The sequence below is a fragment of the Sphingobacterium sp. G1-14 genome, from assembly GCF_002196555.1.
Classification (GTDB): domain Bacteria; phylum Bacteroidota; class Bacteroidia; order Sphingobacteriales; family Sphingobacteriaceae; genus Sphingobacterium; species Sphingobacterium siyangense.
The window spans coordinates 2109721-2131831 of the sequence record NZ_CP021381.1; the positions used below are offsets into that span (position 1 = coordinate 2109721).

Annotated in this window: 19 protein-coding genes; 13 read left to right on the forward strand and 6 right to left on the reverse strand. The window is 39.7% G+C overall.

Going from position 1 to position 22111, the window contains the following annotated elements:
* Positions 1 to 153: 153 nt before the first annotated feature.
* Complete coding sequence (locus tag CBM24_RS08820) at positions 154 to 804, reverse strand: hypothetical protein (RefSeq protein WP_088160918.1); 651 nt, start codon at positions 802 to 804, stop codon at positions 154 to 156.
* Positions 805 to 1281: 477 nt separating this feature from the next.
* On the opposite strand from CBM24_RS08820, the gene CBM24_RS08825 reads away from it, so the two are divergent.
* Both CBM24_RS08825 and CBM24_RS08830 read left to right on the forward strand, forming a co-directional pair.
* Positions 1282 to 1980 (forward strand): RNA ligase family protein, encoded by a 699-nt coding sequence (locus CBM24_RS08825; RefSeq protein ID WP_088160919.1) that lies wholly within the window; start codon positions 1282 to 1284, stop codon positions 1978 to 1980.
* Positions 1938 to 3089: an AAA family ATPase gene (locus CBM24_RS08830; RefSeq protein ID WP_232475734.1), complete on the forward strand. Its 1152-nt coding sequence runs from the start codon at positions 1938 to 1940 to the stop codon at positions 3087 to 3089. Before CBM24_RS08825 ends, CBM24_RS08830 begins: the two co-directional genes overlap by 43 nt.
* Before the next feature lie 207 nt (positions 3090 to 3296).
* Here CBM24_RS08830 and CBM24_RS08835 read toward each other — a convergent pair whose 3' ends face one another.
* Positions 3297 to 3791, reverse strand: a complete 495-nt coding sequence (locus CBM24_RS08835; protein ID WP_088160921.1) for an STM3941 family protein — start codon at positions 3789 to 3791, stop codon at positions 3297 to 3299.
* A 289-nt stretch (positions 3792 to 4080) separates the two neighbouring features.
* Between CBM24_RS08835 and CBM24_RS08840 the strand changes: the two genes are divergently transcribed.
* Positions 4081 to 4653, forward strand: a complete 573-nt coding sequence (locus tag CBM24_RS08840) for a Crp/Fnr family transcriptional regulator (RefSeq protein WP_232475735.1) — start codon at positions 4081 to 4083, stop codon at positions 4651 to 4653.
* A gap of 32 nt (positions 4654 to 4685) precedes the next feature.
* Here CBM24_RS08840 and CBM24_RS08845 read toward each other — a convergent pair whose 3' ends face one another.
* Positions 4686 to 5171 (reverse strand): hypothetical protein, encoded by a 486-nt coding sequence (locus CBM24_RS08845; protein ID WP_088160923.1) that lies wholly within the window; start codon positions 5169 to 5171, stop codon positions 4686 to 4688.
* Positions 5172 to 6026: 855 nt separating this feature from the next.
* On the opposite strand from CBM24_RS08845, the gene CBM24_RS08850 reads away from it, so the two are divergent.
* The 4 genes from CBM24_RS08850 to CBM24_RS08865 all read left to right on the forward strand — a co-directional run bounded on the left by CBM24_RS08850 (position 6027) and on the right by CBM24_RS08865 (position 11667).
* Positions 6027 to 7418, forward strand: coding sequence for a DUF1080 domain-containing protein (locus CBM24_RS08850; protein WP_088160924.1), 1392 nt, complete (start codon positions 6027 to 6029; stop codon positions 7416 to 7418).
* Positions 7419 to 7429: 11 nt separating this feature from the next.
* Positions 7430 to 8845: a Gfo/Idh/MocA family protein gene (locus tag CBM24_RS08855; protein WP_088160925.1), complete on the forward strand. Its 1416-nt coding sequence runs from the start codon at positions 7430 to 7432 to the stop codon at positions 8843 to 8845.
* A gap of 254 nt (positions 8846 to 9099) precedes the next feature.
* Positions 9100 to 10782: a glycoside hydrolase family 32 protein gene (locus tag CBM24_RS08860; RefSeq protein WP_088160926.1), complete on the forward strand. Its 1683-nt coding sequence runs from the start codon at positions 9100 to 9102 to the stop codon at positions 10780 to 10782.
* A gap of 387 nt (positions 10783 to 11169) precedes the next feature.
* Positions 11170 to 11667: a DinB family protein gene (locus CBM24_RS08865; RefSeq protein WP_088160927.1), complete on the forward strand. Its 498-nt coding sequence runs from the start codon at positions 11170 to 11172 to the stop codon at positions 11665 to 11667.
* A 29-nt stretch (positions 11668 to 11696) separates the two neighbouring features.
* Here the strand turns inward: CBM24_RS08865 and CBM24_RS08870 are convergent, their stop codons facing one another.
* Positions 11697 to 12086, reverse strand: coding sequence for a winged helix-turn-helix transcriptional regulator (locus tag CBM24_RS08870; RefSeq protein ID WP_232475736.1), 390 nt, complete (start codon positions 12084 to 12086; stop codon positions 11697 to 11699).
* A gap of 127 nt (positions 12087 to 12213) precedes the next feature.
* Here CBM24_RS08870 and CBM24_RS08875 point away from each other — a divergent pair, with 127 nt between their 5' ends.
* Positions 12214 to 12744 carry an NAD(P)H-dependent oxidoreductase gene (locus tag CBM24_RS08875; RefSeq protein WP_088160928.1) on the forward strand — a complete coding sequence of 177 codons (531 nt, stop codon included), beginning with the start codon at positions 12214 to 12216 and terminating at the stop codon, positions 12742 to 12744.
* 97 nt (positions 12745 to 12841) lie between these two features.
* Here CBM24_RS08875 and CBM24_RS08880 read toward each other — a convergent pair whose 3' ends face one another.
* Positions 12842 to 13597, reverse strand: a complete 756-nt coding sequence (locus CBM24_RS08880; RefSeq protein WP_075991849.1) for an SDR family oxidoreductase — start codon at positions 13595 to 13597, stop codon at positions 12842 to 12844.
* Between the two features lie 50 nt (positions 13598 to 13647).
* The gene (locus tag CBM24_RS08885; RefSeq protein WP_075991850.1) at positions 13648 to 14037 is read right to left on the reverse strand and encodes a helix-turn-helix domain-containing protein; all 390 of its coding nucleotides are present in this window, start codon (positions 14035 to 14037) and stop codon (positions 13648 to 13650) included.
* 233 nt (positions 14038 to 14270) lie between these two features.
* On the opposite strand from CBM24_RS08885, the gene CBM24_RS08890 reads away from it, so the two are divergent.
* From CBM24_RS08890 to CBM24_RS08910, 5 genes are all read left to right on the forward strand, one after another.
* Entirely contained in the window at positions 14271 to 14951 is a 681-nt protein-coding gene (locus CBM24_RS08890) for a response regulator transcription factor (protein ID WP_088160929.1), read from the forward strand.
* A gap of 2 nt (positions 14952 to 14953) precedes the next feature.
* Positions 14954 to 16300, forward strand: a complete 1347-nt coding sequence (locus CBM24_RS08895; RefSeq protein WP_088160930.1) for a sensor histidine kinase — start codon at positions 14954 to 14956, stop codon at positions 16298 to 16300.
* Between the two features lie 90 nt (positions 16301 to 16390).
* Positions 16391 to 17665: a TolC family protein gene (locus CBM24_RS08900; RefSeq protein ID WP_088160931.1), complete on the forward strand. Its 1275-nt coding sequence runs from the start codon at positions 16391 to 16393 to the stop codon at positions 17663 to 17665.
* The gene (locus CBM24_RS08905) at positions 17662 to 18768 is read left to right on the forward strand and encodes an efflux RND transporter periplasmic adaptor subunit (RefSeq protein WP_088160932.1); all 1107 of its coding nucleotides are present in this window, start codon (positions 17662 to 17664) and stop codon (positions 18766 to 18768) included. Before CBM24_RS08900 ends, CBM24_RS08905 begins: the two co-directional genes overlap by 4 nt.
* Position 18769: 1 nt before the next feature.
* Entirely contained in the window at positions 18770 to 21865 is a 3096-nt protein-coding gene (locus CBM24_RS08910) for an efflux RND transporter permease subunit (protein ID WP_088160933.1), read from the forward strand.
* Positions 21866 to 22111 lie beyond the last annotated feature (246 nt).

The window sequence follows — 22111 nt, forward strand, 5'->3', positions numbered from 1 at the left end:
TGTCATCTTAAATATAGGTATTTTTTTTAGTATTAAAAATTTACAGTTGACGTTAGCGCTAATTAGATCGCGATAGGATACAGAATACCACAGTCACAAAGCTGCACTCGAGCTGCTCCGCTAAAAAATGTAAATCGTATTCATTTTATGTTATCATCCCCAGAGCATTTTGATGAGAACGGATATTGTGAATACGAATAATCCGATATAGAATATGTTTGTCCCATGTTTTCTGTCATGATCTGAATAGGAAAATATCCGTTCGCCATTCGGTAGGCTCTTTCTGGAACTAAACAACATATAGCCGATTGCAATTCCTAAAAGTCCACCTAGAAGGGCTGAAATATAGCCAAAAATAACCCAATACTTCTGCTGCGGTTCCGGTTCCCGTAGTTGCATGAGCCGTTCCTGTTTCAAAAGATCTAGCGTTTCCTGATCAATCTCTTTCCCTCTTTTTAATAAAATTTCTCTAGCCAGTGCGTAGTCTAATTTGTTCCATTCATCGGGTTTTTGAAGAATTTCTAAGAGCTCTTGGTCGGAAAACTGATACAGATAATGGTCGTCTTCAACCAAGGGGAGAGACTGCATTTCCTGCTCTTCTAAAATAGATTCTGCATTTGCAAAATTGGCAGGATCTATTTGAATCTCATATTGAAATCCAACCGTGTTTCCAGAAAATGTAATATCCACAGGGGGGACATTATCTGCCAACCGCGTTGTTACACCTTTTTCCGAAAGTAGTTTATGACATTCTTGTGCTTCTTCTAAACTAGAGAACCTTTTTAACACGATATATGTATCCATGTGATCAATTATTTTTTAGTCCCTGTATTTATGATCATTTGACAGTCCAATGCTGTATGCAATCTTGGCTATTTGCCGTAACACCGCAAAATCGGACGTGAATGGTTAAATAATGGATTAATTATGTAGTGTCTTTTTTGTATAAAGTTAATAAAGCCGGTTTGATACTTTTCAGCTTAAAGGTAGTAAAATCAAATTCTATTTTATAGAAACAAAAATAGAATCCCAGCTAAAAGATGAAGAAACATTTGATTCATCACATTTTTGCTGGTATTCGTCACATTTTTCTGTTTTATGTTTTTAAGATAAATTTAATACTTTTGTAGCAATAGATCATTAGTATTGTCAATTTTTAAAATTTAAAGTCATGTAATGCATTGTCGATATTTAGGAAGAAAGTAAACAACGGGATTTACCCGGTTTGTTTACCCTACACCTATGTCTTCAATTTTATTAGTATGGATTTAAATTTTAAAAATGGAATCAACAAAATATGGTCGTACCTATCATTTCCCATTTTCGCCAGGGACAAGCAGCGACGATCGTTTTAATCAACATTATTGGAAGGATATACAATCTTTCCATAAATTGTTATTTACAGAAAAATTAGATGGTGAAAATAATTGCCTTTCACGGCGTGGAGTATTTGCACGATCCCATGCAGCTCCGACCACGTCGCCATGGACGGCTCAGCTTCGGGAGCATTGGTCTAGATTAAAAAACGATCTGGATGATTTAGAGTTTTTTGGTGAAAATCTTTATGCTGTGCATTCTATCGAATATGTGCAACTTGAGCACTATTATTATGTTTTTGCTGCTCGAATTAAAGATCAGTGGCTTTCATGGGAAGAAGTTACTTTTTATGCCAGTTTATTTGATTTGCCTACTGTACCTGTTTTAAAACTTGAAATTGTAAAGGGTTTGACTGAGTTGGAACTTCGGCGTTCAGTCGAAAATTTGGCCATGCAGTCTTCTAAATTTGGATCGGTTGACCCTAAAACTGGAGAAGCATGTACGATGGAGGGGGTAGTCTGCAGAAATGCTGATGCGTATACTGTCAGTGAATTTCAGCACAATGTTTTTAAATATGTTAGAAAAGGACATGTCCAGACCGACGAACATTGGACAAAATCATGGCGAAGAACAAAAATGATTTGGGAAAGGAGGGATTTCTAATGGAATGGACAATAGCAGTAAATAAGAATTGGTCGGCTTTAGAGAAGCAATTTTCTTGGGTCAGGGATATGGAACAGGTACAACAAGACCCTTTACATCATGCCGAAGGGAATGTCGCGATTCATACCCAAATGGTATTACAGCAGCTGGAAGGATTGCCTGAATACCGGAATCTGGATTATCAAAAGCAGGAGCTCCTCTGGGCTTCCGCTTTATTGCATGATGTCGAGAAGAGATCAACGACAATTGTCGCTGCAGATGGTCGTATCAGCTCTCCAAATCATGCCAAAAGAGGAGCACAGACCGCACGGGAGATTTTATTTCGTGATGTGGAGACCCCTTTTGCATTACGGGAGGAAATTGTCGCATTGGTACGCTATCATGGGTTGCCATTGTGGTTGATGGAAAAAGTCGATCCAATGAAGAGCGCCTTGGAGGCGTCATTGAGTGTCAATATGGGCCAACTTAAGTTGTTGGCCGAAGCAGATGCTAAAGGAAGGTACTGTGCCGATTTGGATGCTTTGCTCTACGCATTGGATATGTTCGAACTGTATAGTAAAGAGATTGGCTGCTGGGATGCCACACGTTCTTTTTTGTCCGAAAATGCACGATTTACATATTTTAATGGAAACAATAGCTATGTTGATTATGTGCCTTTTGATACATTCAAATCCACCGTGACTGTACTTTCAGGTTTGCCGGGAATGGGCAAAGATTATCAGATTTTAGCGATGAATACTGACCTCCCTGTTATTAGTTTGGATGACATCAGACGCAAATATCGCATTGATCCTACTGATAAAAAGAGAAACGGATGGGTTGTACAGGAAGCAAAAGAGCAGGCAAAAAAATACTTACGCTGTGGACAGGATTTTATCTGGAATGCCACCAATATAACTTCCCAGATGCGAAAACAATTGATCGATCTTTTTGTCAGCTATCAAGCTTATGTGAAATTGTTATACGTTGAAAAACCCTATAAGATTTGGCGCGCGCAGAATAGCGATAGAGAGTACCCACTACCAGAAACTGTCTTGGATAAAATGCTTCATAATTTGGAAGTTCCCCAGTTAACAGAAGCCCATGAGGTTATCTATATTACCGCGTAGATGGTTTTTTACGGTTGAACCGCTAATATTTTTGAATTGATTTGAAGAATTAAATAAAGTACTAAATCTCAAAATTTTGCGTTTTTATAGCAAGGATATTTTCTGATGTAACCGTGTTAGATATAATAAATGCGAATCAGCCCACTTATATGGATAAGGGGCTGATTTTTTTTAGACTACCTTTTTTTGGGGAACGCCGATGTACAGCTACATTTTTAGTCGCTGTAGCAACAGAGCCATAAGCTCCTTTTCTTTGATATCGATGACATCTATGTCGATCCAAAAAGATGCAGGTTTTGTTGATAGATTACAGTCAATAAAGCTTAATAAATGAATTAGACGGCTTGTTTTTTCTTTTCTTAGCGATGAAAGGTCATTTAGTTTTATAAAAATAGAATTTGTCCGATATAAACCAGTAACAAAATAATCGATATCCGTCCATGGGATTTGCTTCGGTTTCAATATGCTGTTGTTTAGTAATATATGCTCATCTATAATGAGTGCGGCCTCTCCTCTTCGATAGCGGTTTAACTGTTGTAGTCTAAGATAAAAAACCGATGCGGCCACGAGTACCCATATCGTCGAGGTTAGTTTAATAATAAAATCATAGTATAACCAGGCATATAACCCAATGACTACTGGAAGAAAACATAGCAGCATGCTAATGATAATTTTTCCTTTGCTAAAATTAATTTTGATCATTGCTTTCTCTTTTTTCAAAAAGTACAAACTCTGCAAAAAATGGAGCCTGCCATTTTCATCATAGCTCCAATCTGTTAATCATATTATTGGAGTACCTGTTATAAAGGTAGGGGGTAAAAGCCATTGAAACTATTCCGATTTATGAATCGTGCTTGTTGAATGATTATTCGTATTACTTGAATTTATCTTGTCATCCCTTCCGTATTGAGCTTAATTGAAATGGTACCGCGTTTCTTTTTTTTGATAAAATGAATGAGTAGCTTTGTTTGTACAATAAATTGATGGACTGTTGGAAGAACTTAGAGAACATTTGAAGAAATTTATCGATATCGATCCGATTGAATTAGAGGAAATATTGAGTTACTTTAACATGAAATCGGTCGCGAAAAAAGAAAACATACTGGAAGAAGGTCAGGTTTGCAAATATCATTTTTTTGTATTGAAAGGTGTTTTACGTAAATTCTTTGTCAATGAAAAAGGTGTTGAACAAACAACTGAATTCGCTATAGAAAATTGGTGGATGACAGATAATATGGCTTTCGAACATAAGCTTGTCACTTCGTTTTACATTCAGGCGGTGGAAAAGTCCGATGTGGTTTATATCAGCCAAGAAAATCAGGAAAAATTGCTCGCGGCATTTCCTGTCATGGAACGATATTTTCGCTTTGTGTACCAAAGAGCATATGCTGCGGCACAAATGCGGGTTAAGTACCTATTTTCGTTATCCAAAGAGGAATTTTACCATGATATGCGCCGTAAATATCCCCAATTTGTCCAACGTGTTCCGCAATACCTCATTGCCTCATACCTGGGGTTCACACCAGAATATTTAAGTGAAATCCGAAAAAAAATAAACTTCTGAAAAACCTGCTAAAATCTTACTGTAATTACAGGTTAATAGCATTGGTCTGAATCTGCAATACGGAAGGGTTGAATTTGAAATTGAATGTTGTGTTCGTTAGCATAAGCTTTAGCTAATTTCTCGAATTTTTCCATTGCCTTTTCTTCCGAAACTGCAAAACAATGCAGGTTTAATTCCAGCGGTTTCTCAGAGGTTGCTGGATCGATGCGCAGTTGCTCAACTTCAGAGAGGACGACGGCAAAAGAAGTTTTACAGATCTCAACTTCTAAATGCGGCCCCATTAATTGAGATGAAATGCTATAATAAGAATCGTTATTTTGGATTTCTTCCTGAAAGGGATCTAAATAAGTCGTAACAATAGATCGATAACCATATTTAGCATTACCAAAAAAGTGATCAATATATTCCTGTGCTTTTTCATATGTTGAGAAGACACCTTCCAGATTGGTGAATAAATCTGGATCTTCTTTTACTTCTTTTGAAACTACTGTATATACCTTAATGGGGTTGGTTGTCATATTTTATATGCTACTGTTTGTACATTAAGTAAAAGTAAGTTTTTCTGCAAAAAAACTAATTTAGACTTTTGTCTATGAGCGATTCTAAGATAAAATCCTCGTTTTAAAATAAAAAATTTCCTTTGTTAACTTGTAGCCTGTTTAGAGCAGGTGTTTGTGCTTTAAAGTTGTATATAATTTTCGTATTCTCCAAATTTTTTACTGATTGTTTTTATTTGCTTTTCCAATATAATATAAATTGCTCGTATAAGTACCTCAATGAACGAATTATCGCATTTTATTTGAAGTTTGTAGCATCTCTCCATATTTATGGGGGATTAGTTAGGTACCACCTCATTACTTTGGTATGATCAAATTCGTACTGTAAGCAGGTTGAGTCCACAGTGATTCCACTTTTTAACTGTGCATTCACTGTGGATCCATATTACTTACATAGTAGGAGCATAGGGGTGTTGAACCTAATTTGTCCATACGCTATTATAGGTAGTAACCGAGGTCTATTTTGCATTATTGATCCGGAACATTGTTGTGTCCCTTATTTGACAGGGCATAAATAATTGGGTTTGACTGTGCTCGCTCTATGTTTGAATGAAATGATCTGTTTGTTATACTGATTCAAACGTTTTCGTAAATAAATCATATCATTTAATTCATTTCGCTTATATTAATTAATATATTGTTTGACTAAGTCAATTGAATCAATAGCCAATAAGTAAATAAAGTCCTATCCGGCTTGAAAGTTACACGTAGCACCGTCTACAGGTTTTCAATTTAGGAGGTCTCGATTTTGTTCTGATTGACGAACCAATGATGAATAAATAAACCGGGTTGATAGACCCAAGATTAAATTTTACAATGAAAAGAAATGCACTATTTAAATCTGTTTTAATGGCAGCTATGGTCAGCAATGCTGTCTTGTCGTATGCTCAGGCAGATAAAAGTAATGAGAAAGGTTGGACAAACCTTTTTGATGGAAAAACGCTGAATGGCTGGAAATCCGTCGGAGGAAAAGCTCCCTATTCTATTGAAGGTGATGCTATTGTCGGCAGAATGACAAAAGGTACGCCCAATTCTTTTTTGATCACTGAAAAAGAGTATGGTGATTTCATATTGGAACTGGATGTTAAACTTGAAGGCAACGAAACAAACTCAGGTATTCAGACACGGAGCCATCTTGATCCAAAGGCTAATGATGGGCGCGGACGCGTATATGGAAGGCAAGTTGAAATAGACCCCTCTTCACGTGCATGGACGGGTGGAATATATGACGAGGCGCGTCGTGGATGGATTTATCCACTTGATTTAAATGAAAATGCAAAAAAAGCCTATAAAGCAGAGGAATTCAATCATATTCGAATTGAAGCCATTGGTGATGAACTGCGCACTTGGATCAATGATATTCCTGTTGCTTATGTCGTTGATACGATCGATAGGTCTGGTTTTATCGGCTTGCAGGTGCATGGTATTCCACCTAAACTGGACGGAAAGAAAGTGTACTTTAAGAATATTAAAATAAAAACAACCGACCTCAAATCAAAAGGTTTTCCAAAAGATCTTTATATCGTGAACTTGAAGCCAAATGACTTGGCTGATGCTGAAAAGAAGAAGGGGGTTAAGCTTTTGTTTGACGGTAAAACCAATAAGGGCTGGCGGAGTATACATGGCGATAAATTTCCGGAACGTGGCTGGGAAGTTAAGGATGGACAAATGACTGTTCTGAAATCCGACGGCGGGGAGTCAACCAATGGTGGTGACATCGTCACAAAAGATAAATACGCCGTGTTTGATCTTTCATTTGAATTTAAGCTTAGTCCGGGAGCGAATAGCGGTGTTAAGTATTTTGTGACTTTAAAAGAAAAATCAAAAGGATCAGCTATTGGTTTGGAATATCAAGTACTGGATGATGCTTTACACCCTGATGCGAAGTTGGGACGAGACGGAAATCGTACATTGGCATCGCTTTACGATCTCATCACATCCAATCGTGACGAGCGTGCGCGCAGACCCATCGGTGAGTGGAATAGAGGTAGAGTTGTGGTCACAGCAGATAACAAAGTAGAACATTATTTAAATGGAATCAAGATGTTGTCTTATGAGCGGGGCTCCAAAGCGTTTAAAGATTTGGTTCAGATCAGCAAATATAAAGATTGGGAAAATTTTGGTGAAGCGAAGGAAGGTTTTATTCTTCTCCAAGACCATGGCGATCGGGTTTCATTTCGTAGCATAAAAATCAATACACCCAATTAAGCTTATCTCTTATGAATCATTATTTATCGCGCAGAAGCTTTGTTAAACAGTCTGTTATCGCTGCAGGAGCGGTTATGCTATCCAATAGTGTATTGGGAAATGTCAGTTTGGCCAAACCAAATGAGCGTGTCAACTTAGCTTGTGTAGGCTTAGGAAATAGGGCCGCAGAAATCATTAAAGAGCTGTATAAAACAGGACTCTGTAATATTGTCGCGCTATGTGATGTAGATCTTGGCGCGAAACATACACAGGAAATTTTGGGCTTGTTTCCTGATGCACCTAAGTTTAAGGATTTTAGAGTGATGTTTGACAAAATGGGAAATCAGATCGATGCTGTAAGTGTCGGAACTCCCGATTTCTCACACTTTGCCATAACAATGCTTGCACTGGACTTGGGTAAACATGTTTACGTGGAAAAACCAATGGCGAGAACATTCCTTGAAGTTGAACTGATGGCAAATAAAGCCCGGAAAAACCCTAAACTTGCTACCCAAATGGGAAATCAAGGGCACTCCGAAGCAAATTACTTTCAGTTTAAAGCCTGGAAAGATGCCGGTATTATTAAGGATGTGACGCGCATCGATGCCCACATGAATATGCCGCGTAGATGGCATGGCTGGGATGTGAATATGAAGGGTTTTCCTGCCGCTGAAATGGTGCCCGAAACATTAGATTGGGATCTTTGGCAAATGCAGACCATAGGCCATAATTATAATAAGGATTTTGTGAATGGTCAATGGCGCTGTTGGTATGATTTTGGAATGGGGGCATTGGGTGATTGGGGTGCACATATATTGGATACAGCGCATGAATTTTTAGATTTGGGGCTTCCTACAGAAGTGTCCGCTGTGAAGCTCGATGGGTATAATTCCTATTTTTTCCCCATGTCTTCGACCTTGAAATTTCATTTCCCAAAAAGGAAAAAGATGCCAGCAGTAGATATCAATTGGTATGATGGACTGGATAATTTGCCTCCTATACCGGAAGGCTACGGTGTATCCGGACTGGATCCCAATATTCCTGCACCAAGTACAGGGAAATTGGAACCCGCCAAACTAAATCCTGGGAAAATTATCTATAGCAAGGATTTGATATTTAAAGGTGGCTCTCATGCTAGCACCTTGCAGATTATTCCAGCAACGAAAGCCAAGGAAATGGAGTCTCGGTTACCGGAAGTACCACAATCACCGTCAAATCACTTTGCCAATTTCTTAAAAGGTTGTAAAGGTGAAGAAAAGACCCGCTCGGCTTTTGAAATTGCAGGTCCTCTGAGCCAAGTATTTTGTTTGGGTGTAATTGCACAACGCTTAAACAGTAAGTTGATCTTGAATACACAGACAAAAGAAGTGACTAATGATAAGTTTGCCAATGCACTCTTAGCTGGACCTCCACCTGCGAGAGGCTGGGAGCAGTATTATAAGATGTAATGGACCAGTAACTGGGCATAGAAAGTAAAGGGCAATGTGAACATTGCCCTTTTTGTTTTTGAAATGAAAAGTCTTTCCTGAAATATACGATTTGCTTGCTCTTTATATAAAAGAACTGGAAAGGAGGAAAAAGCATGATAATCCCAAGCAAATTGAGACAAATCAGCGCTATTTTGATCAGTCCTAGTAGAGCGTAATTCTCCTCCCTTAGGTATATTTGTGATGCAGCAATTCAATTTTTAAACCTTAACGTCATGTATAAAGTATCCCTGCTCTTTATAGGCATTGTAGCATTGGTCCTTAATGCCAATGGTCAAAGTTCATCAACCCAATCTTTTCAGGCAACCCATCGGTATCTTAAAATTCCAATTAAAAATGGTGCTCCCAAACGTCATGTTGAGGTATGGCTGGGAAATGATAAAGTAAGGTGGTTTGATGCCGAACTGGCTGATAGTACCTATGATTGGATAGCCTATCTTGATATAGGGAAGTGGAAGGGACAGCAGCTTAAGGTGGTGGCAAATACATCAGACAAAGAAATTCCTTTGTTTAATCCTATTGCACAGAGTGATACCGATGATACCGATAAGGTCTATGCTGAAGATCGGAGGGGACAATTTCATTTTTCGGCCAAGAGAGGTTGGTTGAATGATCCGAATGGTCTGGTCTTTTTTAATGGACAATATCACTTATTTTTTCAACATAATCCCTATGGAACCAATTGGGGCAATATGCATTGGGGGCATGCCGTGTCCTCCGATCTGTTACATTGGAAGGAATTGGGAGAGGCTTTATATCCAGACGAATCTGGCGTGATGTTTAGCGGTGGAGCTGTAGTGGATAGTAACAATACCGCTGGTTTTGGAAAAAATGGAGTAACAAGCCCTATGATCCTGTTTTATACGGCTGCGGAAAAATCATGGGGGCAGGGTTTGGCATATAGTCTGGACGGTCAGAAATTTGAGAAAATGCCAAACCATATTTTGGATAAAATAACAGCAGGAAACCGAGATCCGAAGGTAATTTGGCATGGCCCCTCGAAGCAATGGGTTCTTGTACTTTATGTTGAAGAGGACCAGGAACAACACACGATGCAGATTTTTACCTCAAAGGATTTGAAAATGTGGACATTTGCGAGCAAAATAAAAGGCGGGCGGGGTAATGACCGTTATTTATTTGAGTGTCCCGAATTCTTTGAATTAGCGGTAGACGGTAACCCGAACAATAAAAAATGGGTTTTGACGGGGGCTAATAGCCAATATGCGATCGGAGAGTTTGATGGAAAATCTTTTCATCCTGAGATCGAGCGCCTGTTTAGTCAATATGGTCGTGATTATTATGCCGCGCAAACTTTTAGCAATGAACCGAAGGAGCGACGCATTGAAATCGGCTGGTGGCGCACACATACAAATCAAGGGAACTCCGCTTTTAATCAATCCATGAGTGTGCCGATGGAACTCAAATTGAAAAGTACGGAAAAGGGTATTCGCCTTTTTCGGGAGCCGGTGACAGAATTGCAAAAATTAAGAAAAGAAAAACTCAGCATCAGCCGAAAGAAAATTAGTTCGAACGATTCAAGTTTGTTTCAGCAGTTCAACGCTGAAATTGCTGAATTGGATTTGGTCATCGATCCACAACAAGCCAAAAATATTCAGATCAATGTGAGGGGCTTGGCAATTAATTATAACGTTTCGACCGAAGAGCTCCTTGTTGATAATGTAAGGGCTCAGGTACCGCTGCGAAATAAAAAACTCGCATTGAAGTTGCTTGTCGATCGGACAGGACTCGAGCTTTTCGCACAAAATGGCGAAGTTTATATGCCTATAAATTATAATTTTGATCGGAATAATTTAACTTATCAGCTGGTAGCTTTTAATGGTGAAGCCGTATTGGAATCTGCTGACCTCTATACCCTTGACGGTATATGGATTAAATAACACTTTTATGATATAGCAATAATGGAGAGACTGTTTTTGTCAATTCGGTAGGATGATAAAAATAGTGCTGGAAGATTATATTTTTTTGGTCATTTAAAAAAAAGGTTTTCAAACGGGGAGAATGAAAACCTTAAATAACCAATTATAAACCTAAATTATGATGATACAAAGGTAAGTGTATTTCCTACACTATGCAAATTTATTTTAAAAAATAATTTAATATTCTTTAAACAAGCTATAGGAAGTACCTATTTTTATAAGAGTAAACTGTCTTTTTTTACGAAAACGGACTGCTCTCTGCATTTTTTTTGCACGCTTTGGCTTCGGGGATTTTAATTCGTGGACTTTAAAAAGCATCAGTTGTAGAAAGTTCGCTATTTTAGAAGCATGGAAAATTTAGAAGTATGGATGCGTGGACCTATTGAAGGGATTCCCGCTCTTCTCCAACCTGTTGCTCATGCACTCTTGCAAGTTGATGAGGATGTTTTAAAGTATACTAAGCAGCTGTCCTCAGCGCATCTCTGGACAAAACCGGGGGGCAATGCCAGTATAGGTTTTCACCTGCAACATATTTGTGGGGTGATCGATCGCATGTTTACTTATGCCGAAAATAAATCCTTGTCGGATGAGCAATTTGAGGACCTCCATAAGGAAGGTATAGAAAATAGCGATGTGAGCGTAACAGCGCTTGTAGAAAACTTACATCGACAGATTCAGCAATCCGTGCAAAAACTAGCGATAATTGATCCGGAAACCTTGACGGAAGTGCGTTTTTTGGGTAGAAAACGGATCCCTACGACCTTGATTGGTTTGTTGTTCCACGCTGCTGAGCATGCACAGCGCCATGTTGGCCAATTACTGGTAACGGCACGATGTATCAATTAAAAACAAACTATATTTTTGTCCGCTAGACGTTATGATTTTTGAACTTGTTGTAACTTTTCTCCCCATTTCCCAAGTTCTTGAATAATTGGTTTGAGTTCATAACCCAGCGCAGTCAGCTCATAGAGTACACGTGCCGGTACCTCTGCATATACAGTACGTTTTATAATGTTATCCTCTTCCAGCTTTCGCAATTGTAGGGTGAGCATACGTTCAGTGATACCAGGTAAACATTTTTTGATTTCAGAATAACGTAGCGCGCCATTGATGAGATAACAACAAATGGCTAGCGCCCATTGACCGCCAATCACATTAGCGGCAAAGACTTCGGGGCAATTACGCTCAAGTTGCTTTTTATTTGAAAAGTTAGTGGAACTCGTCTTGATTTTAGTCATACGCACATTTTTTATAGTACCTAACATTGGGTTACTGATAGGGCAAAATAAGAATTATGTCGCTACTTTTAAATCACAGTCATGTCGTTTATTAAAATTGCCGCAATGAATTGGCTAGACCTGGTGACTTGTGCATATATACATAAATAAAAATATGAAAACATTAATAGTCGTTATTCACCCTAATTTTGCCACCTCCCTCGTGAATAAAAGTTGGGTTGAGGCATTGGAAAACCAATCCGATCGTTATGATATCCATCAGTTGCACCAAGTCTATGTGGATGGTAAAATTGATGTCGTGGCAGAACAGCAGATGATGGAGAAATATGATAAAATTGTATTTCAATTCCCCTTTTATTGGTTTAACTGTCCGCCTTTTTTTAAGCAGTGGTTGGATGAGGTGCTTACCTACGGGTGGGCTTACGGTAAAAAAAGCGGGTATAAACTGGAAGGAAAGAAAATCGCATTGGCGATTTCGGTTGGGATAGACGAGCAGGAGTATGGGGTTAAGGGTAAGTATAAATATAGCATGGAGCAATTAACAAGTCCTTTTGAAATTACTTTTGACTATGTTAAAGCGAATTATCAAAAGCCTTTCGTCTTTTACGGAATAGAAAAAGAGTCATCCAAAGAATGGATAGCGCAAAGTGTTTCGCAGTATCTCAGTTTTTTGGAGCAGTTTTAGTCCATAAATATGAAGGCAAAATTATCGTTATTGGCGAATCCTTCAAAAAGATGTTTACCTAGAAAGCATCCTGAAAAGGATGCTTTCTCTTTTTGTTCTAGCGTGTTGTATAACCACCATTGGCAAATATTGTCTGCCCCGTTATCCACCAGCCATCGGTGACCAAAAACTCCACCAAGGGGGCAATGTCTTTTATGTCTGTTAGTCCGCCCAATGCTGATGCAGATTTATGGTAGGCAACAGCATCCTCGCTTTCCTGCCCGTAGAAAAAAGGCGTATCCATTGGCCCCGGGGCCACAGCTGTGACCGAGATTCCTCGTTCACCAAATTCTTTAGATGCAGCTCTCGTAAAATGCTCTACTGGAGCCTTCAGTCCTTCATAAGTAGAGTATAATCCTGTATAGGCTGCCAATAATGAGGTTACAATAGTACAGATTTTGCCATTTGCATTCAGTTTTTTACCCGCTTCCCGAATAAAAAAATAGGCAACTTTTGAATTGATATCGCTCATGCTGTCATATTCTTCGACTGTGGTATCCACAATTGGCTTTTTCAAGACTTTACCAACGGTATTTATTGCAATATCTACACCACCAAACTGCTCAATAGCAACATCAAAAAGTTTCGTGATATGTTCAATTTTGGTCAGGTCAGCTTGGACTAATATTGCTTCTGCACCTGCGGATTTTACCGCTTCCAGTGTTTGGTCAGCGTCTGCTTTGGTGTTCTCACTGTTGTAATGGATTACCAGTTTTGCCCCTTTAGCTGCAAAATCCCGACTTAATAATCCACCAAGATTTTTTGCACCTCCAGCAATGAGGACAACTTTTCCTTTTACATCATTTCTTGCCATAATAATTTAAATTTTGATTATAGCAAATTTCACAAATGTTAAGGGCTCCGTTATGGTGAACTTTTCGCTTTTTGCAATTGACGAAATTGTGAAGGGGACATGCCCTCATATTTTTTGAAAAATTTGGTGAAGTTGGAAGGGTCATAGGTCAGCCTTTGTGCGATCTCCGATATGGTTAACTCGTTATTAGCGAGTAGGCTCTTGGTGCAGGTCAATATTTTTTGTACATAAAAATGACAAGGGTGATTCCCTGACGTTTCCTGTATTATCTTGATGAGATGCTTTTGTGAGATACAAAGTATGTTTGCGATGTCCTGAAGCTCCAGCATTTCTATACTGACTCCGCTGATCAATTCCGCCAGATGACGATCCAGTAACTCAAAATATTTTATCGTAATTTCTTCACGTCTTTTCTTATTGGGAGGCAATACTGTATTCATCTTAATCTTTTTCGAGTTGTTAGGTTAAATATAACCAATTTGGACTATACGAAATAGTTTATCCAAAATAGATTCGTGTTGATTGGATGTATGTCTAAAAATTAGCTTAGAGGATTTATGGAGAAGGGGGCTGTGGATTACCGGACGATTAAATTGTAAATTCGTATACTTGTAGAATTCCGGGAGGAATTCGCAATTTTTATAATCCCGCATAAAAATAAACAGCGTATAATATGCAGATACTTTTAGTAGAGGACGATCGCCGGATTAGCAGCTTTGTGGTGAAAGGTCTGGAAGAAATGGGGCATCAGGTCATTTTAGTTGAATCTGCGGAAGCTGCACGTGAATGGATCAATGCAGATTCTTTGGATATTATTGTACTTGATATCATGTTGCCCGGAATTGATGGTATCCAGTTTACGAAGATGGTCAGGTATCGAAAAAATCATATTCCGATATTGATTTTGAGTGCTTTAGGGGAGATTGAAGATAAGGTCGAGGCCTTGGAAAGTGGTGCCGATGACTATCTCGTCAAGCCGTTTTCCTTTAAGGAATTGGTGAGTCGTATCAAAGCCCTGGTACGCCGGGACAATTATAAAAACGTGCCAAAGGACAGTAGCGTAGAAATTCGTGATTTAAAAGTGGATCTTGAACGTTATGAAGTTCATAAGAATGGTAAAAATGTCGATCTCTCTCCCAAAGAATTTAAACTATTTAAGTATCTGATCGAAAATCGAAATAAAACGCTTTCACGGACTGCAATCTTGCAGGCCGTTTGGGGAATCGATTTTGATAACAGCACCAATGTCGTCGATGTGTACGTTTCTTATCTAAGAGGCAAGGTTGATGAAGGGAGCGATACCTCCATTATCAAAACGGTGAAAGGAGTCGGTTATATGCTTACAACGGACTGACAATGAATTTAAAAATTCGGCTTACACTCTTTTCTACGCTGGTATTCACCATTATTTTTGGGCTTGCAACGCTAGTCATCTACTGGATATTTTATAATTCCTCGGAACGACATCTGATCAGTTCCCTCGAAAAAAATGCGAAAATAGCTGGTATATATTACCTCGAGGCAGATGAGCAGAGCCCACTAAAGCATTTGGAATCTAAAAATCAATATGAAAGCCTGGTTAAACGTGCCATGGTAGCAGTTTATAACGCCGAAGGAAAAGTAAGTTATGGCGGTATGCGTTTTGATAGTCAAATTAATAAGGATTTGCTGAGCCAGCTGAAATCAGACAAAACGATTTATTTTAAAACAGAAGATAGCTTTTATTTTGGTTTGTATTATCCAGACAATCAGGGCGATTTTTTTGTGTTTGTCAAAGAGTCGAGCGCAGATTTTGATCATCAGTTGAATCGTTTGCTCATTACGCTTGTCTTTGTTTTTCTCGTTGCATTGATCAGTATTGCCTTGTTGTCGGTTTGGCTGAGTAAATATGCTTATCTCCCCATTCGTAAAGTGATCCAAGAAATTCGGCATAAGGATTTAAGCACGATTCAGGAGCCCCTGACGACTATAAAAACGAAGGACGAACTACAAGATCTTATTGAAAGTTATAATGCGCTCCTACGTCGGATCAGCGAAAATATGATTATTAGAAAGAACTTTGTCAGCTATGTTTCACACGAGTTTCGAACACCTTTGGCGGGAATCCTGGGCTCAATGGAGGTCTTCGGTACAAAGGTCAGAAGTGAAGAAGAATATCATGAATTGGCCGAAACCATTACTGAGCATGTGAATTTTCTGAATCAGCTTATTGGTAATTTTCTATTGCTGACCGAAGATCAGGCCCTGAAACGTTCACTGGAAACCTTTCGCATAGACGAGATCGTATGGGATCTTGTACCTAAGTTTTCGAGATCATTTGCCGTGCCCTTGAAAGTCGATATACAGGTCGATGAACCGCGATACTTTAATTTTCGGGGCAATAAGATGCTCGTTAGTCTGTCTATTTCCAATTTAATCGAAAATGCACTTAAATATGCAAATGGGCAGGAAGTTCTTGTCCGAATGACAGGTGTAAATGGCAGGCTGTCTTTGCAAATCATAGACCATGGTATTGGTATCCCACAAGCCGAGCTGGAGTCTGTGAAACAGACTTTCTATCGTGGATCAAATGTTGGTAAAGTTAAGGGCAGCGGCATCGGTCTCTCTTTTGCGCAGATTGTATTTAAGGATCAAGGGGTAGACTTTGATATTCGTTCAAATGATCTAGGTACAACGGTATCGCTATTATTCCCCCAGTTCTAATCATTTTCTAATCCCTTCTAATCAAACTTTAATTTAACCTAAAGTTGCCTGTAATCCCTGTCATTTAGTTTTGTGAAAATTCAAAATTAAGTGAGAAAACTACGTATTACATTATTTTTACTTCTTGGCCTGAATAGCAAGCTATTTTCGCAGGAGGCGGTTGAAAACCGTTTGCGAAAGGAGGAGATCGAGCAGATATTCCTTACCCATAACCTGACCTTAATGGCGCAGCGTTTTCATATGCAGCAAGCCGAAGCTGCTGTGCTTCAGGCAAAGTTGTGGCCCAATCCAACGATTTCCATCTCCGAAGTCAATCTTTGGAAAAACCCTTCCAGCGAATCCTTTCCAGCGCTGATCGGAAATTACGGTAAGTATCAGCAGGTGGCGATCGAGCTGGAACAGACCATCGAAATGGCTGGCAAACGAAAAAAGAGAGTGCAATTGCAGCTTCTCGAAAAAGAAAATGCCCAGCTTCAATTTGAAGAATTGCTGCGGAACCTAAAATATGATCTCCGGAGCCAATGTCTCGAATTACAGATTCTGCAGGAAAAGGAGAAGTTATACAATAGTCAGGTGGATATCTTTCAGACGTTGGCAAAATCATACCAAAATCAGTGGAAAGAAGGCAATGTAAGTGAGATGGACTACCTCAGGATTCAAAGCGAGTCTATCGCATTTGGTAACAAACTGAATGAAATCCAACAGGAAAAAATTACAAAAATGAATGAGGTTGCGCGCTATCTCGGAGACAAAGGGACCGCACTCACTATATCAGATACGATCGGCATTCCGCATTTTCTCCAGGGAAAAAAACAGGAGTGGAAAATGATGGCGCTCGACAATCGCAGCGACTATAAGATCATCCATAACGAATTGAAGAAAAGTGATGCTCAGCTGAAAATAGAAAAGGCCGAACGTATACCAGATTTGCAGGTCTCCATGAATTACGACCGTGGTGGAAATATCATGCGCGATTTTATAGGGCTGGGGGTTGCTATGGATCTTCCTCTATTTAACCGGAACCAGGGGAATATCAAAATCGCTAAGCTGGAACTTGAGAAAAATAAAGTGGAAATCGAGCAATTTCGTATCGACATCGAACGGGAGATCGACTTCCTTTCGGAGCGGCTCAGCAACCTTGAAACGAGTTTGAAGACAACGGATATCGGCTTTGATGGTAAATTGGACGTAGCGCTAGAACGCTATGTGCGCAATTTCCAACAACGGAGACTGACCATCGTTGAATTTATAGATTTTATCAATAATTATATGGAAAACAAAGAATCAATATTGGAACGCAGGGCGAAATATCTTCAGTATAAGGAGGAACTGATGTACTTGATCGGAAAGGATATTTTCTCATGAAAAGTAATTTTTTAACGCCATTGACACTGCTGTCTATTTGTTTAGTGTGGAGCTGTCAGCCGGCGAAAAATGAAGAGCAGCCTATTCCAGCTGCTAAAGGCTTTTGTCTTAGCGCCGACTTTAAAAACCAAATTAAAATTGATTCGATACAGAAGCGAACGGTATTTGAACAGATCGCTTTAAATGGGGTTATCCAATACGATCAGGATGAACTTGCAGCGCTAAAGAGCCCTATACCTGGTATCGTGCAGTCTGTTTCGGTCAAGATGGGCGATTATGTAGAAAAAGGACAGATTCTGGTATCGCTTAAAGGGACCTCGGTCAATGATTTAGGAAAGGAACTGCGGGAACTTGAAAATAGCAAGCGGTTGACGGAGAGTAAATTGTTTAACCTGCGTAGCCTGCTGAAAGATGGTATGGCTTCCCAGCGGGAGCTGGAAGAGATGGAAAGTGAATTGAAAGCCGTGCAGATTGGAATCCGCCATGTGAAAGCGAACATGAGTTTGCTGAATGGCTCCTCGGAAAATGGTGTGTTTTACATCCGTGCGCCCAAAGCTGGCTATATCGTAGATAAAAAGGTGAGTCCTGGTATGACTGTTGGCGATGACGCCGATTTGCTGTCGGTCAGTAAGCTGAATGAGGTATGGGTTTCGGTCAATATCTATGCAAATAATTTACCTTTTGTTAAAAACGGGGCTCCTGTCAAGATCACTACACTGGCTTATAAAGGTGAAACTTTTGACGGTTATATTGATCAGGTCGCCAACTTCTTTGATCCGGAAGAACGTGTGGTCAAAGCGCGCGTGAAGTTGTTGAATAAAGACCTGAGATTGAAGCCAGGCATGAGCGTGGATGTGCTGGTCGAAAAGGCCGTTTCGGGACAGGAAGAGCGTATGCTGGCAATTCCGAAAGATGCCATTATCCTCCATAACAATCAGAATTTCGTTGTACGCTATAAAAATGACTGTGACCTGTCGGTTAAAGCTGTTGATATTGTCGCTGAGAATGAAACATACGCTTTTGTCAAATCTGGTGTAGTCGAGGGAGATCAGGTGCTGACGGAGAATGAGCTGATCGTATTTGATGAACTGATAAATAGGTAGGATGAAGAAAGTTGTACAAAATATTGTTTCATTCTCATTGAAACATTCCTTGGTCGTCCTGTTTTTTACGCTGGCATTATTGTTCGGCGGGATATATGCCTACCTCCATACACCGATTGAGGCTTTCCCCGATGTGACCAACACACGGGTTAGGATTATCACACAGTGGCCCGGGCGCAGTGCTGAAGAAATAGAAAAGTTCGTTACACTGCCTGTTACCAAAGAAATGAATACCATTCCAAAGAAAACGGATGTTCGTTCCATCTCCTTGTTTGGGTTATCTGTTGTAACGATTCAATTTGAGGATGGGGTAGCGGATTTTTATGCCCAACAGTATGCGGGTAATAAGATGCGTTCCATTGAGTTACCGGAAGGTGCTGAGAGTTCAATCGAACCACCATCTGGTGCTACCGGAGAAATTTTTCGCTATGTGGTGAAAAGTAATCTTCCGATCAAGGAAGTCTCTGCCATTCAGGATTGGGTGATTGAACGGGAGCTTGTCGGTGTGCCCGGCGTGGCGGATGTCGTCAGCTTTGGGGGGGAGGAAAAGATCTATGAAATAAAGATCAATCCAACAGAGTTGGCCAATTATAACCTGTCGCCACTGGATGTTTATGAAGCCGTATCACGTTCGAATATAAATGTCGGCGGCGATGTGATCCAGAAAGGAAATCAGGCTTATGTTGTGCGTGGGGTAGGCCTATTGGATAAGATCGATGATATCGGTAATATTTTGATCAAGGTGGTCGGCAATACACCGATTTTAGTCAAGCATGTTGCAGAAATAGAATTAGGCGCAAAACCGCGACTCGGACAGGTGGGACTCAACCAGGAAGATGATCTTGTCCAGGGAATCGTCATTATGCTCAGGGGAGAAAATCCATCTGCAGTTGTGACAAAGTTAAAAGAAAAAATAGTGGAGCTGAATCAACGTATTTTACCTGCAAATGTCAAGATTGAACCCGTTATTGATCGCACAAAACTGGTGAATAATACCGTGCATACGGTTTCCAAAAACCTGATAGAGGGGGTTCTTCTGGTTTCGATTATTGTCTTTATCTTTTTGAACAACTGGAAGACAACCTTTATCGTTGCATCGGTGATCCCATTGGCCTTCCTATTTGCGATTATTTGTTTGAAAATACAGGGGCTCCCTGCAAATTTGATTTCCATGGGGGCATTGGACTTTGGATTGTTGCTCGAAGGAACGCTGGTCATCGTGGAGACTGTTTTTGTCTCTTTGGAAAAAGAGGCTCATCGGCTCGGGACGGAACGCTTTAATAAAATCTCCAAACTAGGGATCATTAAGAAAGGTGCCGGCTCTGTAGCAGGCTATATCTTTTTTGCCCTATTGATCTTGATTGTCGCATTGACGCCGATTTTCTCTTTTCAAAAGGTGGAAGGAAAGATGTTCTCACCATTGGCCTTTACGCTCGGCTATGCCTTGTTGGGGTCCTTGATCCTGAGTTTGACCTATGTGCCCGCGATGTGTAAATACTTATTGAAAAAGAATATCAAAGAAGATGAGAATAAGATCACTAAGGTCAGCCGCAATGCCATTTTTAAAGGTTTTAGGAAAGCTTTCGACCATCCAAAATGGACATTGTCGATTTTTATTGCTGCTTTGCTCGTCTGTATTTTTCGGTTTAGCCATTATGGTTCAGAGTTTCTTCCGAAACTGAATGAAGGTGCAATTTATGTCCGCGCAACCTTACCCAATAGTGTCAACCTAGAAGAATCTGTGAAGCTGACCAAAACCATGAAAGCAAAATTGATGAAGCAGTTTGACGAGATTGATTTTATCATGACGCAAACAGGCCGCCCCAATGATGGTACAGATCCAACCGGTTTTTTCAATATTGAATTCAATATTGAATTGAAACCCGAAGGCGAGTGGAAAAGAAAACTGTCAAAAGAGAAATTGATTGGTCAGATGCGGGATAGTCTACAGACTTTTCCGGGAATAAATTTCGGTTTTAGCCAGCCGATCCAGGATAATGTAGAGGAGTATGTAGCCGGAGTAAAAAGTCCGCTGGTAATCAAAATTTTTGGTGAGAATTTACAAGATTTAGAAAATAAAGCCAATAAGTTTGCCGAATCACTTAAAAAGGTGAACGGTATTACGGACATCAATGTTTTCAAAAATATCGGTTTGCCTGAACTAAGGATTCAGCTGCATGATTCGAAAATGGCCAAATATGGTGTTTCGACCAAGGATGTGCAATCTGTGATCGAAATGACTATTGGCGGGCAATCTGTGACACATTTCTATGAAAACGAGCGCATCTTTGATGTACGTCTCCGCTTCCAAAAATCGTATCGTGACAATCCTGAGAAGATCGGAAATATCATCATTCCCACGATGAATGATCAAAAAGTACCACTGCGGGAGATCGCAACAATAGATTATCATACCGGTCCGGCATTTATTTACAGAGAGGGCAATTCCCGTTATATTGGTGTTGGCTTCAACATTGAAGGTCGGGATTTGGGAAGTACAATTGCCGATGCAAAAAAACAGATAGAAAAAGATATTAAACTGCCCAAATCTTATAAGGTCGTGTGGGCCGGAGAATTCGAAAGTAAGGAACGGGCTACAAAACAGCTGATGAATGTTGTGCCAATTTCTCTTATTTTGATTTTACTCTTGCTGTATGCCAATTTTGGCAACGTCAAAGATACGTTGATCTCTTCGCTTACACTGGCATTTGCATTTATAGGTGGTTTTGTATCGCTGTGGGTTACTGGGACGACATTTGGAATTTCGGCGGGTATCGGATTTATTATTCTCTTTGGTGTAGCCACGATTGACGGCATTGTTTTAATAGGGATAATGAAAGAAAATCTGTTGAATAAAATGAGCTTGAAACCCGCTATTTATGAAGCTGTAAAAAGCCGGATCAGACCCATCCTAATGATTGCGTTAATGGGGGCAATGGGGTTATTACCGGCCGCACTTTCAAACGGAATGGGATCTGAAATCCAAAAACCCTTGGCTATTATGATTGTCGGCGGATTGATTATTTGTATGATTCTATCGTTTTCTGTACTGCCAGTCGTTTTTTACTTCTCTTATAAAAAGGAGAACCGCGATTAGTTACCCATTTTTAATTATTATATACGATACAAAGGTTGCCTGTCAGACAGTGCAACCTTTGTTATTTCTAATCTGCAGCTATACATTCCATAATAGCTGTCGAAATTTTACGCCGATAAACATGTATATATATCTTTTACATGCTATTTTTTGTAAATCTTGTTATAAATGTTGAACTTACATTTAAGTTACTGAAGTCAAATTTCAACTTTAAAGGCACTAATCTGAAGTTTTGCTGAAATAAGT